8 protein-coding genes and 2 riboswitches are annotated in these 16,169 nt (G+C 49.4%); all 8 genes read left to right on the top strand.

All coding sequences use genetic code 11. From position 1 onward, the window contains the following. Positions 1-207 precede the first annotated feature (207 nt). The 8 genes from rplJ to ACN08X_RS01085 all read left to right on the top strand — a co-directional run bounded on the left by rplJ (position 208) and on the right by ACN08X_RS01085 (position 15,934). Positions 208-708: a 50S ribosomal protein L10 gene (gene rplJ / locus ACN08X_RS01120; protein WP_419100894.1), complete on the top strand. Its 501-nt coding sequence runs from the start codon at positions 208-210 to the stop codon at positions 706-708. A gap of 120 nt (positions 709-828) precedes the next feature. After that, positions 829-1,203 (top strand): 50S ribosomal protein L7/L12, encoded by a 375-nt coding sequence (gene rplL, locus ACN08X_RS01115; protein ID WP_419100893.1) that lies wholly within the window; start codon positions 829-831, stop codon positions 1,201-1,203. Between the two features lie 172 nt (positions 1,204-1,375). Continuing rightward, on the top strand, positions 1,376-2,029 hold the full coding sequence (locus ACN08X_RS01110; protein ID WP_419100892.1) for an N-acetyltransferase family protein: 654 nt from the start codon (positions 1,376-1,378) through the stop codon (positions 2,027-2,029). A gap of 128 nt (positions 2,030-2,157) precedes the next feature. Further along, a riboswitch (glycine riboswitch) is annotated at positions 2,158-2,260 on the top strand. After that, positions 2,261-2,371, top strand: a riboswitch (glycine riboswitch). It begins immediately after the preceding riboswitch. A 50-nt stretch (positions 2,372-2,421) separates the two neighbouring features. Then, complete coding sequence (gcvP, locus tag ACN08X_RS01105) at positions 2,422-5,265, top strand: aminomethyl-transferring glycine dehydrogenase (RefSeq protein WP_419107665.1); 2,844 nt, start codon at positions 2,422-2,424, stop codon at positions 5,263-5,265. A 101-nt stretch (positions 5,266-5,366) separates the two neighbouring features. Next, entirely contained in the window at positions 5,367-6,473 is a 1,107-nt protein-coding gene (gene gcvT / locus ACN08X_RS01100; protein WP_419107664.1) for a glycine cleavage system aminomethyltransferase GcvT, read from the top strand. A gap of 216 nt (positions 6,474-6,689) precedes the next feature. Continuing rightward, positions 6,690-8,171 carry an L-serine ammonia-lyase gene (locus tag ACN08X_RS01095; protein ID WP_419100889.1) on the top strand — a complete coding sequence of 494 codons (1,482 nt, stop codon included), beginning with the start codon at positions 6,690-6,692 and terminating at the stop codon, positions 8,169-8,171. Positions 8,172-8,449: 278 nt separating this feature from the next. Then, entirely contained in the window at positions 8,450-11,971 is a 3,522-nt protein-coding gene (rpoB, locus tag ACN08X_RS01090) for a DNA-directed RNA polymerase subunit beta (RefSeq protein WP_419107663.1), read from the top strand. A gap of 81 nt (positions 11,972-12,052) precedes the next feature. After that, positions 12,053-15,934 carry a DNA-directed RNA polymerase subunit beta' gene (locus tag ACN08X_RS01085; protein WP_419100887.1) on the top strand — a complete coding sequence of 1,294 codons (3,882 nt, stop codon included), beginning with the start codon at positions 12,053-12,055 and terminating at the stop codon, positions 15,932-15,934. Positions 15,935-16,169: the final 235 nt, after the last annotated feature.

The raw sequence follows: 16,169 nt of genomic DNA, 5'->3' as shown, positions 1-16,169 counted from the left end.
CGTGCTTAAAGCTCGTCGAAATGATAAGAGTTCTCTAAGAACCGCCAGCGTAGGTGAACGAATACTTTCTATAGTTTTCATGTGCTCACTGAAAGTGAGTATGTCAAAACTTTAGAGATATACCTCGTCGCTTACGCGTCGAGGTTATTTTTTTGCCTCAAGGCATCTTAGACGCTTTACCGGTGACCAAGAATCGGAAGGAATACCATGGCGACACAGGAAAAGGTTTCTGCTGTTTCCGAGCTGAAGGCACGCTTCGAACGCTCAAACGCAGTCATCCTCACTGAGTACCGCGGTCTCACCGTTGCACAGCTCAAGCAGCTTCGTCGTGCACTCGGTGCTGAGACTGAATATGCTGTGGTGAAGAATACCCTTGCTGCTATTGCAGCTAAGGAAGCTGGAATCGACGCATTCGAAGGCCAGCTTGCAGGTCCTAGCGCAATTGCTTTCATCGACGGTGAAATCATTGACGCTGCAAAGGCACTGCGTGACTTCGCCAAAGAAAACCCCCAGCTTGTGGTCAAGAGCGGCTACTACGAAGGTGAAGCTCTCGACGCTGCTGGCGTTGACAAATTCGCAAGCCTTGAATCTCGCGAGGTTCTCCTTGCAAAGGTTGCAGGTGGCGCAAAGGGTGCTCTCGCAAAGATTGCACGCACTGTAGACGCACTACGCATCAAGCTAGAAGAGCAAGAAGGAGCAGAAGCATAATCTTCAACGATTATGTTTTAGCATCCGTTCAACTAGTTCGCTCATCTAGCGATGAGCAACCCCACAGATTTCATATGTAGACAAAAGCTCTACACCTGATCATAAGAAGGAGCCAAAATCATGGCTAAGCTTTCCATTGAAGAACTCATTGAAGCTTTCAAGGAACTCTCCCTCGTAGAGGTTTCCGAATTCGTTAAGGCATTCGAGGAAGAATTCGACGTTACCGCAGCAGCTCCTGTTGCAGTAGCTGGTGTAGCTGGCGGCGAAGCTGCAGCTGACGAAAAAGACGAATTCGACGTAGTTCTCGAATCCGCTGGCGACAAGAAGATCGCAGTTATTAAGGAAGTTCGTGCCCTTACCTCCCTCGGTTTGAAGGAAGCTAAGGACCTCGTTGATTCCGCTCCTAAGGCTGTTCTCGAAGGCGCTTCCAAGGAAGACGCTGAAAAGGCTAAGGAACAGCTCGAAGGCGCAGGCGCAACCGTTACCCTTAAGTAATCGGTTCTTGACAAGAGTCTTTGTAACACTGGGCAGTATCGCTTTGGCGGTGCTGCCCAGTGGCGTTTTAAGATACCTATCACAACACGAACTAAAGACGGCTACACTACAAGCAACTCACCCCCTTTGGTATATAGAATGTCGGTAAAGATACCTGAGGGGAAAATCGGATATGTCAGAAAAAAATCGTCATTTTACCGTCCGTGAAGCAACAGAAGCCGACTACGCAGGCGCTATCGAAGCACTGACAAACGCTTTTGAACACGACCCCGTCATGAGCCACGCCATGGGCGGAACTCATCAAGCAGATAAAATACGTGAGCTCTTCGAGTTCCAAATTCGTAACACCTACGCTTCTAAAGGCAAAATAGACATCGCCGTCGACGAAAATGACACAATCCTTGGGGCCGCACTCTGGCTCAGCCCTGAAGGGCAAAAAGGTAACCTACTGGCAGACCTGCGTGCCCTACCTCAATATGCGAAGCTCTTAGGGCGTTCACTCTTTAGCGCCGTCGTAACAGAAATAAAGCTTTTACGTGCTCGACCAGCTTTCGAACACTGGTACCTATACACCATCGGCGTTCACGAATCTGCCCGCTCTTGCGGGGCAGGTAGTGCACTGCTTGACTATCGCTTAGCACGTACCGGTCAATACGGCTCTTATCTAGAAGCGTCGACTTACCGTAGCGCTTCTCTCTATCGACGTCACGGGTTTACAGAACTCGGTGCTTTCAAAGGCGGAAAACCTGCTCTCGGTATGTGGCATCCGGCTCCCGTGAGTCTCATCGACGAGAATCTTCCTTCCGTAGCACCATCTACACACTAATTTTGGTGAGAGGATAACGAGTTCTACTCCCGCTAATAGCGACATAAGGTGTCGAATACAAAAACACGACCAAAAAAGCATATATTTTTTAGGTGTGATGTGGCAGACTTTTAATAAAAGTATTGCTGTTATGCGCAGCGGGAGAGACCACCAATAACACCAAATGAGGTGGCGCCGAAGGAGCAAATCCTCCCCGGGAAACTCTCAGGCACAAAGTACCGCTGAGCCAGGCAACTCTGAAGAGGAGAAAACACTATTCTCCACCGAAGGGGCAAAACTGTGTTAATGCACCGACACATCAACACAGACGAAAACTCTCAGGTCAGAAACAGAGCGGGGAGGTCTTAGCGCACTCTCACATTTGAGGTGCAATCAGACCAGGAGAATATCCCATGCCATTTATCGACCGTCACCTCGGGCCACGATCTGAAGACCTGCACACCATGCTGAATACCATCGGCTACGATTCGCTCTCAGCACTTATCGCAGACGTCGTACCAGCAAATATTCGTATGGAACAGGACCTCAACCTCCCTGAACCTCTCAGCGAAGAACAAGCCCACAAAAAACTCCGAGAATACGCATCCCATAACATTCTCAAAACCCAGATGATTGGTGCCGGTTACTACGACAGTGTCACCCCTGCGGTACTACGTCGAAATATCCTCGAAAACCCCGGCTGGTACACCAGCTACACCCCTTATCAGCCTGAAATATCGCAAGGGCGTCTAGAAGCATTACTAAACTTCCAAAACACGGTCATGGAACTGACCGGACTAGACATTGCCAACGCATCACTCTTGGACGAAGCAACTGCTACAGCAGAAGCAGTTGTGATGATGCACCGAGCTAACCGTAAAGTCAAAAACGGTTTCTTCGCTATCGACTCCCGCTGCCTACCCCAAACTCTTTCTGTCGTTCGAGGACGCGTAGAAGCCCTCAACATCCCCATGGTCGTAACCGACTTCTCTCAAGGACTTCCAGAAGGCGACCTTTACGGTATCGTTCTCGCATACCCCAGCCATGATGGACAAATCCGAAACGTTAAAGAACTCATCGACCAAGCCCATCAACGACAAGCGCTCGTCACTATCACCGCAGACCTACTTGCCTTGACACTGCTACAATCACCCGGCGAACTGGGTGCAGATATTTGTGTCGGTAACACGCAACGCTTCGGCCTACCATTCTTTTTTGGTGGACCTCACGCAGCCTTCATGGCAACACGTAAAGGCATGGAACGAACTTTACCGGGGCGTCTGGTCGGAGTATCACAAGACACCGCCGGAAAACCCGCCTATCGTCTTGCGCTACAAACTCGTGAACAGCACATCCGCCGTGAAAAAGCAACCAGCAACATTTGTACTGCACAGGCTCTACTCGCCATTGTCGCTGGAGCCTACGCTCTCTATCACGGGCCAGAGGGACTCCGCGAGATTGCTCGTCGTCTGCACCGCAACGCATCACGTATCGCTGACTCTCTACGCTCCACTGGACTCACACTTGTTCACGAAGATTTCTTTGATACCGTCGCCTTTGACGCACCATCACGTGCTGACGAACTCGTTGCTGCTGCGCTTGAAACCGGCATCAACATTCGTAAAATCAACAGTGACCGTATCAGCATCTCCGTCGGTGAATCTCATGATGAAGACACTCTACGGAGCCTTGTGGAAGCACTCGGCGGAACTCTCGTAGAAGAGAGCGCAGAAGAACAATACCCCATGCCTGCTGAACTGCTACGCGATGAAGACTACATGCAGCATCCGGTGTTCCATAGTTACCGTTCAGAAACTGCCATGATGCGTTACCTGCGCAAGCTCTCCGATAAAGACCTTGCTCTCGACCGCACCATGATTCCTCTTGGCTCTTGCACGATGAAACTCAACTCTGCCGCCGAGATGGAGCCTATCTCTTGGCCAGAATTTGCTGGTATCCACCCGCTCGTGCCCATCGAACAAGCTCAAGGCTGGTTAGAGCTCATCGAGGAGCTCTCTGCATGGCTCGTCGAAATTACCGGATACGATGCTCTGTCCATGCAACCAAACTCTGGTGCATCTGGAGAATATGCAGGGCTACGCGCTATTCGTTCTTACCACCAAACGCGTGGAGAAGAACAACGCAACGTCGTCCTGATCCCGTTATCTGCTCATGGCACTAATGCTGCTTCTGCCGCTCTGGCTGGACTTTCTGTTGCTGGTGTAGCTACGGCAGAAGATGGCTCTATCGATGTGGCGGACCTCCGCGCCAAAATTGAAAAATACGGTGACACTATCGCCGCAATGATGATTACCTACCCGTCAACTCATGGTGTATTTGAAGAACAAGTTGTTGAAGTCTGCCAGCTTGTTCACGAAGCCGGCGGACAAGTATACGTGGACGGTGCAAACCTTAACGCGCAGATGGGCCTATCCCAACCCGGCCGATTCGGGGGAGACGTATCACATCTGAACCTTCACAAAACTTTCGCTATTCCTCACGGCGGAGGAGGCCCTGGTGTCGGCCCTATCGGTGTGAGAGAACACCTCGCACCCTACTTGCCGACTAACGCCTACCACAACGATAAAGAGTCTTCGCCCTTACCGATTTCTCAAGCGATGTACGGTTCTGCGGGGGTACTGCCCATCTCGTGGATGTATATTGCTATGAGTGGTGCTCAAGGGCTTCGTTCTAGCTCCGAAACTGCCATTGTTAATGCGAACTACATTGCTAAAAAGCTGGGCGACAAATATCCGGTACTCTATACCGGCGATCATGGCCTAGTGGCACATGAATGTATTCTTGACGTGCGTGAGCTAACCGCGGCTAGCGGCGTCACTGCCGAAGACATCTGTAAACGTCTCATGGATTACGGATTCCATGCACCGACCTTGGCGTTCCCTGTTCCTGGAACTTTGATGGTTGAGCCAACAGAATCTGAGGATCTTCAAGAGCTCGACCGTTTCATTGAAGCAATGAGCTGTATTTATGATGAGATTCAGCATGTCATCAGCGGAAAAGTGAGTGTTGAAGAATCACTTTTGCGCAATGCTCCACATACCGTTGAGGTTGTCACGGCAGATATCTGGGATAGGGCCTACTCTCGTTCGGAGGCTGCGTATCCTGTGCCTTCTTTGCACCATCAAAAATACTTCCCTTCGGTAGGACGTATCGATGGTGCCGGTGGCGACCGTAACCTTGTTTGCCAGTGCCCGCCGATGGAAGCCTTTGAGATGGAATCATCTGCTTCTGAATGACATTAGCGGGGCGAATCGGCTCAAAAATATCGATGAGGTGGGGCAGATAACGGTGTTTGCCCCACCCCTGAACCATATCTGTTAAGAAAGATGTATCAAACATGACCAAGAAAACACCACTACACGAAGAACACCTCGCATTAGGCGCTACCTTTACCGATTTTGGTGGCTGGGATATGCCCGTAAAATACACTAATGATGTCCAAGAACATCACGCTGTACGCCAGCATGCAGGCCTATTCGATCTTTCACATATGGGTGAATTCCGTGTGAGCGGGCCAGACGCTGCAGCATTTTTAGATTATGCTCTGGTCTCGAATATGAGCATTCTCAAAGTTGGTAAAGCCAAATATTCGATTCTGGTCAACGAAGACGGCGGCATTATCGATGACCTCATCACTTACCGGCTAGCTGAGGATGAGTTCCTTGTTGTTCCTAATGCCTCGAACGTAGAGGTAGATTATCAGACGTTACTCGAACGTACTGCAGGGTTTGAGGTGGAACTAGTCAACGAATCTGAAGATACCGCTTTGGTTGCGGTGCAAGGACCACAAGCTGAAGAGATTATTCTGGCCATGGAGCCAAGCGACCCTCAATCGGTACGTGAACTGAAATATTATGCTGCAACACCGTTGAGCTTATCCGGAATTTCTGTGTTGTTAGCTCGCACCGGATATACCGGAGAAGACGGCTTTGAAATTTATGTGCCAGCAGACCAAGCTAGCGCATTATGGTCGGCTGCTATGAGCGCCGGCAAATCTTTCGAGATGATTCCTGCTGGTTTAGCAGCGCGCGACTCGTTGCGTCTAGAAGCTGGTATGCCTTTATACGGTCATGAACTAGGCCTAGACATCACTCCTTATGAGTCTGGTCTAGGACGTTTAGTCGATATCGCATTAGAGAAAAAGAGCAGTGACTTTGTAGGCCGTCAGGCGTTGAGTGTGCTATCTCAAACACCGCCTCAACGTTCTCTCGTGGGGCTTAAAGCGCAGCAAAAACGTCCTGCACGCGCTGACTCTCAACTGATGGATGGCGAGAAGAACATCGGATATGTTACCTCAGGTATTCCCTCACCAACATTGGGGGATCCGATTGCGATGGCATTAGTGGAGAGCTCCTACGCACATGAAGGAACCACTGTAGAGGTTGATATTCGCGGTAAACGAGCACCATTTGATGTGGTTGCTGTTCCGTTTTATCGCCGATAATATGTGGGTTCACCTTCATAACCGGATAAAAGTTTCTTGGTAGAGACTCTTATCTTGTAGAACTGTAGAAGCTTGATCTGCGTATTCCCACTCCATCCTGTGTGATGGAACGTTCATCAAGCTTTTACAGTTTCCTCTTATTATCCCCCGTAAGAGGTTGATGTTTTAGCGCGTTGAACGCTGCTAAAAGTGCACAGAAAAAGGAAATCTCACAGGATGAACATTAGCGATGAACAGATACAAGCTGAATCATTAAACTACGATATTTCTGTTTTTGAATTATTTTCTATTGGTATCGGGCCTTCCTCTTCCCACACGGTAGGGCCGATGAGAGCAGCAAACCGTTTTATCGCAGAGCTCATTGATACGGGAAAATTTCAGAGCGTTTCGCGTATACACGTGGATCTTTATGGTTCGTTAGCCGCAACTGGTGCCGGTCACGGTACGATGAGTGCCGTTCTCAAAGGTTGTGCAGGTTTTGTTCCAGAGACTATTAACATTGCTCAAGCCGAACGGATGATGGCAGATAACCAACGTGATGGTATTTTGCCGTTAGCGGGTTTTCCCTCTCGTTCTTATCACGATGGTGCTCCTCAGCCCCACGAGCCATTATGTTATGGTCCGGTTGTGAAATATCGTGAATCTGATATGACGCTACGTCCGTTGACTGTTTTAGCGAGGCATACAAACGGCGTTAAAATTGCAGCTTATGATACTTCCGGTCTTCTCCTTGAACGTACCTATTTTTCTATTGGTGGAGGGTTCATCGTTGAAGAAAACGAAACCCTCGATGATTCTTCTGGGCTCGAGAATGCGCCTTATCCTTTCGGCTCTGGTGAAGAGCTGGTGCGTTTGGCAAATAAGGCAGGGCTATCTATCGCTCAGCTGAAGATGTGTAATGAGCTTTCGGCTCGTTCTGAAGATGAGATTCGTCAGGGCATTTTAGCCATTCATCGAGTGATGAAAGAATGTATTGGTTCTTCACTGTCTCGTATGGGGTATTTGCCAGGAGAGTTAAAGGTTCGTTGCCGTGCCGCAGCTTGGCATCGTGATTTATTGGCGGAAGACCCTCAAAAGAGCCCTGAGTTTGCTATTGACTGGGTGAACTTGATGGCTTTGGCTGTTAACGAAGAGAATGCTTTTGGTGGCAGGGTGGTGACAGCTCCAACGAATGGAGCTTCGGGTATTATTCCTGCTGTTTTGCACTATGCGTTGAACTATCTTCCGGGTGTTCGTACATGCGGTGTCGCTAAGCGCGAACAACTCATTGTTGACTTTTTCTTATGTGCTTCTGCTATCGGCGCTTTATATAAGAAACGAGCTTCAATTTCTGGTGCTGAGGTGGGGTGCCAGGGAGAAGTCGGTACGGCATCTTCAATGGCTGCTGCGGGGTTGGCTCAGGTGATGGGCGGTAGTAATGAACAGATTGAGAACGCTGCAGAGATTGCCATGGAACATAATCTTGGTCTGACGTGTGATCCTGTAGGTGGTTTGGTGCAGATACCGTGTATTGAGCGTAATGCGATGGCTGCTGCTAAAGCGATTAATGCTGCTCGTATGGCGCTTCGTGGCGATGGTGAGCATCGAGTGTCTTTGGATCAAGTCATTGAAACAATGCGTCAAACTGGTGAGGATATGAGTCATCGGTATAAAGAGACATCTATGGGTGGGCTAGCTGTGAACGTTGTGGAATGTTAGGTACACCATCAAAAAGAAAAGTTGCATATTTTCCGTGATGGTTGTATGGACTTTAGTTTTTTCTTGCTGTATTGTGAATACTTACGCTATCCATAACCTTTCTGCCTTCATATAGCGGTGGGCATGGGTGAAACAGAGCAAAAACAAGTATTTCGTTCCTAAAAGTTCCCAACACCCGAAGTCTCATGCGCCTCGTGCGTTGCGGTTCTTTTCCACGGTTTTACTATGTTTTCTGGGACAGCGAATATGAAACAGACAGGTCTGTGGAAGGATCCAACTTGGTCGCCTCGAGCACCTCTAATAACGAAGCCGCTAACGGCGCAGTGAACCGTTTAGGTACACCAAGCCGAATTTCATTTGCAAAGATTTCTGAGCCGCTGCAGGTTCCTGATTTGCTTGCTCTGCAAACCAACAGCTTTGACGCCCTCATCGGTAACGAACGCTGGGCGCAACGCGTAGCAGAAGCAGCAGAAACAGGAGACACCTCAGTACAACCCGTTTCGGGGCTTGCTGAAATCTTTGACGAAATTTCTCCGATTGAAGATTTCCAAGGAACGATGTCCCTATCGTTCTCCGAACCTGAATTTGCTGAACCAAAGTACACCATGGAGCAGTGCAAAGATCGCGATGCGACCTACTCTGCGCCGTTGTACGTTAAAGCAGAATTCATGAACAACAACACCGGTGAGATTAAACAGCAGACCGTGTTCATGGGTGATTTCCCGCTCATGACCGACTCTGGTACGTTCGTCATCAACGGCACCGAACGTGTCGTTGTATCTCAGCTGGTTCGCTCTCCTGGCGCATACTTTGAGAAGTCCGTAGACCGTACTTCTGATAAAGATATCTACACAGCAAAAATCATTCCCTCCCGCGGTGCATGGTTCGAGCTAGAAATTGATAAGCGTGACCAGGTTGGCGTACGTCTTGACCGCAAACGTAAACAGTCCGTTACGGTGCTCCTTAAAGCTCTAGGCTGGAGCGAAGCAAAAATTCTTGAAGAATTTGGTGAATTTGACGCCATTCGCGCAACCCTAGAAAAAGACACCGTACAGACTCGCGACGAAGCTCTACTCGATATCTACCGTAAACTTCGTCCCGGCGAACCTCCAACGGTTGACGCTGCCCAGAACCTTCTGGACAACATGTACTTCACGCCTAAACGTTATGACCTTGCAAAGGTTGGTCGTTACAAGGTAAATCGCAAACTTGGTGTTGAAACTCCTCTTACTGACCCATCAGCTATGGTGCTCAGCCAAGACGACATTGCAGCGATGATTCGCTACCTCGTCACTTTGCATGCTGGCGGTAAGACCATCTCTGGCGTACGTGACGGAAAGCCCGTAGAAATCCGTGTTGATACCGACGACATCGACCACTTTGGTAACCGTCGTATCCGCGCTGTTGGAGAATTGATTGAAAACCAGATTCGTACTGGTCTTTCTCGTATGGAACGAGTTGTGCGTGAACGCATGACAACTCAGGACGTTGAAGCAATCACTCCTCAGACCCTTATCAACATCCGTCCCGTGGTAGCTTCCATTAAAGAGTTCTTCGGTACTTCTCAGCTGTCACAGTTCATGGACCAGAACAACCCTCTAGCCGGTTTGACCCATAAGCGTCGTCTTTCTGCGCTAGGCCCTGGCGGTCTTTCACGTGACCGTGCAGGTATGGAAGTTCGAGACGTTCACCCCTCACACTACGGACGTATGTGCCCCATCGAAACCCCTGAAGGCCCCAACATTGGTCTGATTGGTTCTTTGGCAACATATGGACGTATCAACCCCTTCGGGTTCATCGAAACTCCTTACCGTCGAGTCGTCAACGGTCAGGTCACCAATGAGGTTGAATACCTCACTGCAGATGACGAAAAAGGCACTACTATTGCTCAGGCAAATGCGCCTTTGACCGAAGACCTACACTTTGCTGAACCTACCGTCCTGTGCCGTGCTGGCGATGGCTCCGGTGAAGCTGTGCTGGTAGATGCAACAGACGTTGAATACATGGACGTTTCACCACGCCAGATGGTTTCTGTTGCAACCGCATTGATTCCTTACCTCGAACACGACGACGCAAACCGTGCGTTGATGGGTGCAAACATGCAGCGTCAGGCTGTTCCGTTGCTCGTCTCCGAAGCGCCCGTCGTTGGTACCGGTATGGAACGCTATGCAGCAATCGACTCTGGAGATTCTGTTCTAGCGCGTAAAGCCGGTGTCGTATCTGAGGTCTCTGCAGACCTCGTCATCGTTCGCAACGACGATGGTACAACCTCCTCATACCCCATTTCTAAGTTCAAGCGTTCAAACCCCGGTAACTGCTATAACCACCGTGTTATCGTTCGTGCCGGAGACCGCGTTGAAGCTCAGGGACTTATCGCTGACGGTCCTTCAACCGACAACGGCGAATTGGCATTGGGTAAGAACCTCCTCGTGGCATACATGTCTTGGGAAGGCTTCAACTTTGAGGACGGTATCATCCTGTCCCAGCGCATGATTTCTGATGACGTGCTGACGTCAATTCACATCGAAGAACACGAAATTGACGCACGCGACACCAAGCTCGGTGCAGAAGAAATTACTCGAGACATCCCCAACGTCTCTGAAGAAGTTCTCTCTGCTCTCGACGAGCGCGGTATCATCCATATCGGTGCTGAAGTTGAATCCGGCGATATTCTCGTTGGTAAAGTGACCCCTAAGGGCGAAACTGAACTAACCCCCGAAGAGCGACTCCTTCGTGCAATCTTCGGCGAGAAATCTCGTGAAGTTCGTGACACCTCTTTGAAGGTTCCTCACGGCGAGTCAGGTACCGTTATCGCTGTTCGTACCTTTGACCGAGACAGCAACACCGATGACGACGACGCACTACCTTCAGGTGTTAACCAGCTGGTACGCGTTTACGTGGCTCAAAAGCGCAAGATTACTGTGGGCGATAAGCTTGCAGGTCGTCACGGTAACAAGGGTGTTATTACAAAGATTCTTCCCGTTGAAGATATGCCCTTCATGGAAGACGGTACCCCTATCGACGTCATCTTGAACCCCTTGGGTGTTCCTGGTCGTATGAACATCGGTCAGGTTCTTGAGGTTCACACCGGTTGGTTGGCGAAACAAGGTTGGAAGATTGAAGGCAACCCATCATGGTTGAAGAACCTTCCGAACTTCCCGAAGGAAAGTGGCCCCACTAAGGTCTCCACCCCCGTATTCGATGGTGCAGACGAAGTTGAGCTCTTTGACTTGTTGGATCACTCCAACCCGAACCGTGACGGTGAACGTCTAATCAACCGTAGTGGTAAAGCAAACCTCTATGATGGTCGTTCTGGTGAACGCTTCCCCGAACCCGTTTCGGTGGGTTACCAGTACATCTTGAAACTTCACCACCTAGTGGATGACAAGATTCACGCACGTTCGACTGGTCCGTACTCCATGATTACTCAGCAGCCGCTCGGTGGTAAAGCACAGTTCGGTGGTCAGCGTTTTGGTGAGATGGAAGTGTGGGCGCTTGAAGCATACGGCGCCGCATACACCCTTCAGGAAATCTTGACCATCAAGTCTGACGATGTTCACGGTCGTGTGAAGGTCTATGAGGCAATCGTCAAGGGCGAGAACATTCCAGAACCTGGTGTTCCTGAATCCTTCAAGGTGCTCATCAAAGAAATGCAGTCCCTCTGCCTGAACGTTGAAGTCCTTTCAACTGACGGTAAGACCATTGAAATGCGCGATGCTGAAGACGAAGGCTTCCGTGCAGCAGATGATCTAGGTATCGACCTATCTCACGCAGAGCCTAACTCTGTGGAAGAGGTCTAGCCCTTTTACGAGGTAGATATACCTGTTCATCATTTCTACGAAAATTAGTCTTCACAACTACTGAAAAGAGATAAGGACCAAATGTCCAACGAATCTTCACTCGGTTTGATGCGTATTGGCCTGGCCACCGCTGATGATATCCGCAGCTGGTCTTATGGTGAGGTCAAGAAGCCCGAAACCATTAACTACCGAACCCTAAAGCCCGAAAAAGAGGGTCTTTTCGACGAGCGTATTTTCGGTCCTACCAGGGACTGGGAATGCTACTGTGGCAAATACAAGCGCGTACGCTTTAAGGGAATTATCTGTGAACGCTGTGGCGTTGAGGTAACCCGCGCTAAAGTTCGCCGTGAACGTATGGGGCACATTCAGCTTGCTGCTCCTGTGACTCACATCTGGTACTTCAAGGGTGTTCCTTCACGCCTTGGTTACCTGCTTGATCTTGCTCCTAAAGATCTTGAAAAGATTATCTACTTTGCCGCGTACATGATTACCTCTGTGGATGAGGAAGGCCGTCACGACGATCTTCCAAACCTTGAGGCAGCTTTCGAACGTGACAAGAAAGCTTTGGAAGCTCAACGTGATGCAGATATTAATCTCATTGCTCGTGAGACGGAAGAAGAACTTGCACGCATTGAAGCTGAAGGCGGAAAAGCAGCAGAGAAGCGTAAACTCCGTGACCAAGCAGAACGTCAGATGGCATCTGTTCGTAAAAATGCTGATCGCGAAATCGAGTTTGAGCAAAAAGTTTGGGATCGTTTCAAGTCTTTGAAGGTTGCTGACCTTGAAGGCGATGAAGCTCTCTACCGTGCCATGGTTGATAAGTACGGCATGTACTTTGAAGGTTCCATGGGTGCTGAGGCTATTCGTTCCCGCCTAGAATCTTTCGACCTTGAAGCAGAAGCTGAAGCTCTCAAAGAGATTATTCAGACTGGTAAGGGTCAGCGTAAGACTCGTGCGCTGAAGCGTTTGAAGGTTGTTAACTCCTTCTTGAGCACCACAAACTCACCTTTGGGTATGGTTCTTGAAGTTGTTCCTGTGATTCCTCCAGAATTGCGTCCGATGGTGCAGCTTGACGGTGGACGTTTTGCAACCTCTGACCTCAACGACCTCTACCGTCGTGTGATTAACCGTAACAACCGTCTCAAGCGTCTACTTGAGTTGGGCGCACCCGAAATTATCGTTAATAACGAAAAGCGCATGCTTCAAGAAGCAGTTGATTCGCTCTTCGATAACGGTCGTCGTGGTCGCCCGGTTACTGGTCCTGGTAACCGTCCTCTGAAGTCCCTTTCTGACATGCTTAAGGGTAAGCAGGGTCGTTTCCGCCAGAACCTCTTGGGTAAGCGTGTTGATTACTCTGGTCGTTCTGTTATTGTCGGTGGCCCCCAGCTTTCAATGCATCAGTGTGGTCTTCCAAAGCAGATGGCGTTGGAGCTGTTCAAGCCTTTCGTGATGAAGCGTCTGGTAGACCTCAACCATGCGCAGAACATCAAGTCTGCTAAGCGTATGGTTGAGCGTTCTCGTTCTCAGGTCTGGGACGTTCTTGAAGAAGTTATTGCTGAGCATCCTGTGCTTTTGAACCGTGCACCTACCCTGCACCGTTTGGGTATTCAGGCGTTCGAACCTCAGCTTGTTGAAGGTAAAGCTATTCAGCTTCACCCTCTTGTATGCTCCGCGTTCAACGCTGACTTCGACGGCGACCAGATGGCAGTTCACCTGCCACTATCTCCTGAGGCTCAGGCTGAAGCACGTATTTTGATGCTTTCATCCAATAACATTTTGAAGCCTTCAGACGGTCGTCCAGTAGCTGTTCCTGACCAGGATATGGTGATTGGTCTATTCCATTTGACCACACCTCAAGAAGACGCAACTGGCGAAGGTCGTATCTTCTCTTCCTTGGCAGAAGCTATTATGGCGATGGATTTGGGTCAGATTGCTATCAACGCTAAGGTCAAAATCCACTTTGACTCTTTCATTGCTCCAGAAGGTTTTGAAACTCCTGAAGGCTTTGAACAAGGTGGAAGCATTCTTCTTGAATGCACCGTCGGTCAAGTAATCTTCAACCAGACTCTTCCTGCTGATTACCCTTGGTATGGGGAAGTCGCAGATAAGAAGCAGCTTGGTTCTTTGATTAATGACCTTGCCGAGAAATACCCGATGAACGTGGTAGCTCAGACTCTTGATCAGCTCAAGAACACTGGTTTCTACTATGCTTCTCGCTCTGGCGTGACCGTTGCTATCTCTGATATCGCGGCGCCTAAAGATAAACCTGCCATTATGGAAGGCTACGAGCAGAAAGCTGAAAAGATTCAGCAGGACTTCGATCTGGGTCTTATCGGCGATAACGAGCGTCGTACCGAGCTGATTAAGATCTGGACTCAGGCAACAGATGAAGTTGCTAAAGTCATGAAACAGAACCTTGCAAACCTGAACACTACCATTAACCGTATGGTGACTTCTGGTGCTCGTGGTAACTGGATGCAGGTTCGTCAGATTGCGGGTATCCGTGGTCTCGTGTCGAACCCAAAGGGTGAGATTATGCCTCGCCCGATTAAGTCTTCATATCGTGAAGGCCTGTCCGTTTTGGAATACTTCATCGCGACTCACGGTGCTCGTAAGGGCCTTGCTGATACTGCGTTGCGTACTGCAAACTCTGGTTACTTGACTCGTCGTTTGGTGGACGTTTCTCAGGACGTTATCGTTCGTGAAGATGACTGTGGTACACGCCAAGGTCTAGACCTACCGCTTGTTACCCCTGCAGGGGACGAATTGCACCCACAGGTCGAGACTGCTATCCACGGACGTTCTTTGGCAGTAGATGTCAAAGATGCTTCGGGAGAGATTCTTGCTGCTGCTGGTACTGACGTATCTGATATTGTCATCAACAAGCTTTTCAAGGCTGGCGTTGAACAAGTTAAGGTTCGTTCTGTATTGACCTGCCACTCTGCTGTTGGTGTCTGTGCCTTGTGCTACGGCCGTTCTATGGCTTCTGGTAACTTGGTAGATATCGGTGAAGCTGTTGGTATTATTGCGGCACAGTCTATTGGTGAACCTGGTACTCAGCTCACCATGCGTACCTTCCACACCGGTGGTGTCGCAACCGCAGACGATATTACTCAGGGTCTACCTCGTATTCAGGAGCTCTTTGAAGCACGTACTCCTAAGGGCGTTGCACCTATTTCTGAGGTCAGCGGTCGTGTCTCTATGGAAGATACTGATAAGGCTTTGAAGGTTGTGATTACTCCTGATAACGGTGACGAACCTGTAGCTTATCCCGTTCTTCGTCGTTCCCGTCTGCTCGTAACTGAGGGTGAACACGTCGAGATTGGTGATCAGCTGGTTGCAGGTGCCGTTGATCCTAAGGAAGTACTACGTATTCGTGGTCCTCGTCATGCTCGTAAGCATCTTGTCGATGAGGTTCAGGACGTATACCGTTCTCAGGGTGTAGGTATTCACGATAAGCACGTTGAGGTGATTGTTCGCCAGATGCTTCGTCGTGTGACCGTTATTGACTCTGGTGAAACTGATCTTCTCCCCGGTGAGCTCGTAGAGAACCTTGCCTTCCAAGCTGCGAACCGTAAGGCCGTAGCTGAGGGTAAGCGTCCTGCTTCTGCTCGTCCTGAGATGATGGGTATTACGAAGGCGTCCTTGGCGACTGAGTCGTGGCTTTCTGCTGCGTCCTTCCAGGAGACGACTCGAGTTCTTACTCAGGCTGCTATGGAACGTAAAGAAGATCCATTGGTCGGTCTTAAAGAGAACGTCATCATTGGTAAGCTCATTCCTGCTGGTACAGGTTTGGCTCGCTACAACGATATTGAAGTTGAGCCTACTGACGAAGCACGTGAACAGCTTTTCCAGGTCTCTGCAAGCGGATTCAACGATTTCAGCTATGCAGCTGAGAACGAGGGTTCTATTTCTGCAGAGTTCCAGGCTATTCCTTTGGATGATTACGACTTCGGTAAATAATCCTTTCAAAGGGGGCTTGTTAGCCTGATACAGCCGGAGGGGTTTCTTCTTTCATTAGTGAGAGAAGAAACCCCTCCGGTTTTTAATGCTCTTCGAGAGATAAATCATAAGTAGGGCGTTTATAGGTTTGATATGCGCTGATAGCTGGTTCTCGTGTATCACGTATTAATTTTTTGAAGATTGCTCAGGGTATTTTTCTAAGGGATGCTCTAAACTATTGCTTGCTACCTCTAGG

Source organism: Rothia sp. P6271 (assembly GCF_048512995.1).
In the GTDB taxonomy this organism is placed as follows: Bacteria; Actinomycetota; Actinomycetes; order Actinomycetales; family Micrococcaceae; genus Rothia.
The sequence above is the reverse complement of the archived record's forward strand: the minus strand, read 5'-3'. Positions and strand labels throughout refer to the sequence as shown.

Excerpts from the sequence above, each read along its gene's own strand:
- gcvP (WP_419107665.1), top strand. The coding sequence starts at position 2,422 with ATGCCATTTATCGACCGTCACCTCGGGCCACGATCTGAAGACCTGCAC.
- ACN08X_RS01110 (WP_419100892.1), top strand. The coding sequence starts at position 1,376 with ATGTCAGAAAAAAATCGTCATTTTACCGTCCGTGAAGCAACAGAAGCC.
- rplL (WP_419100893.1), top strand. The coding sequence starts at position 829 with ATGGCTAAGCTTTCCATTGAAGAACTCATTGAAGCTTTCAAGGAACTC.
- rplJ (WP_419100894.1), top strand. The coding sequence starts at position 208 with ATGGCGACACAGGAAAAGGTTTCTGCTGTTTCCGAGCTGAAGGCACGC.
- ACN08X_RS01085 (WP_419100887.1), top strand. The coding sequence starts at position 12,053 with ATGTCCAACGAATCTTCACTCGGTTTGATGCGTATTGGCCTGGCCACC.
- gcvT (WP_419107664.1), top strand. The coding sequence starts at position 5,367 with ATGACCAAGAAAACACCACTACACGAAGAACACCTCGCATTAGGCGCT.
- ACN08X_RS01095 (WP_419100889.1), top strand. The coding sequence starts at position 6,690 with ATGAACATTAGCGATGAACAGATACAAGCTGAATCATTAAACTACGAT.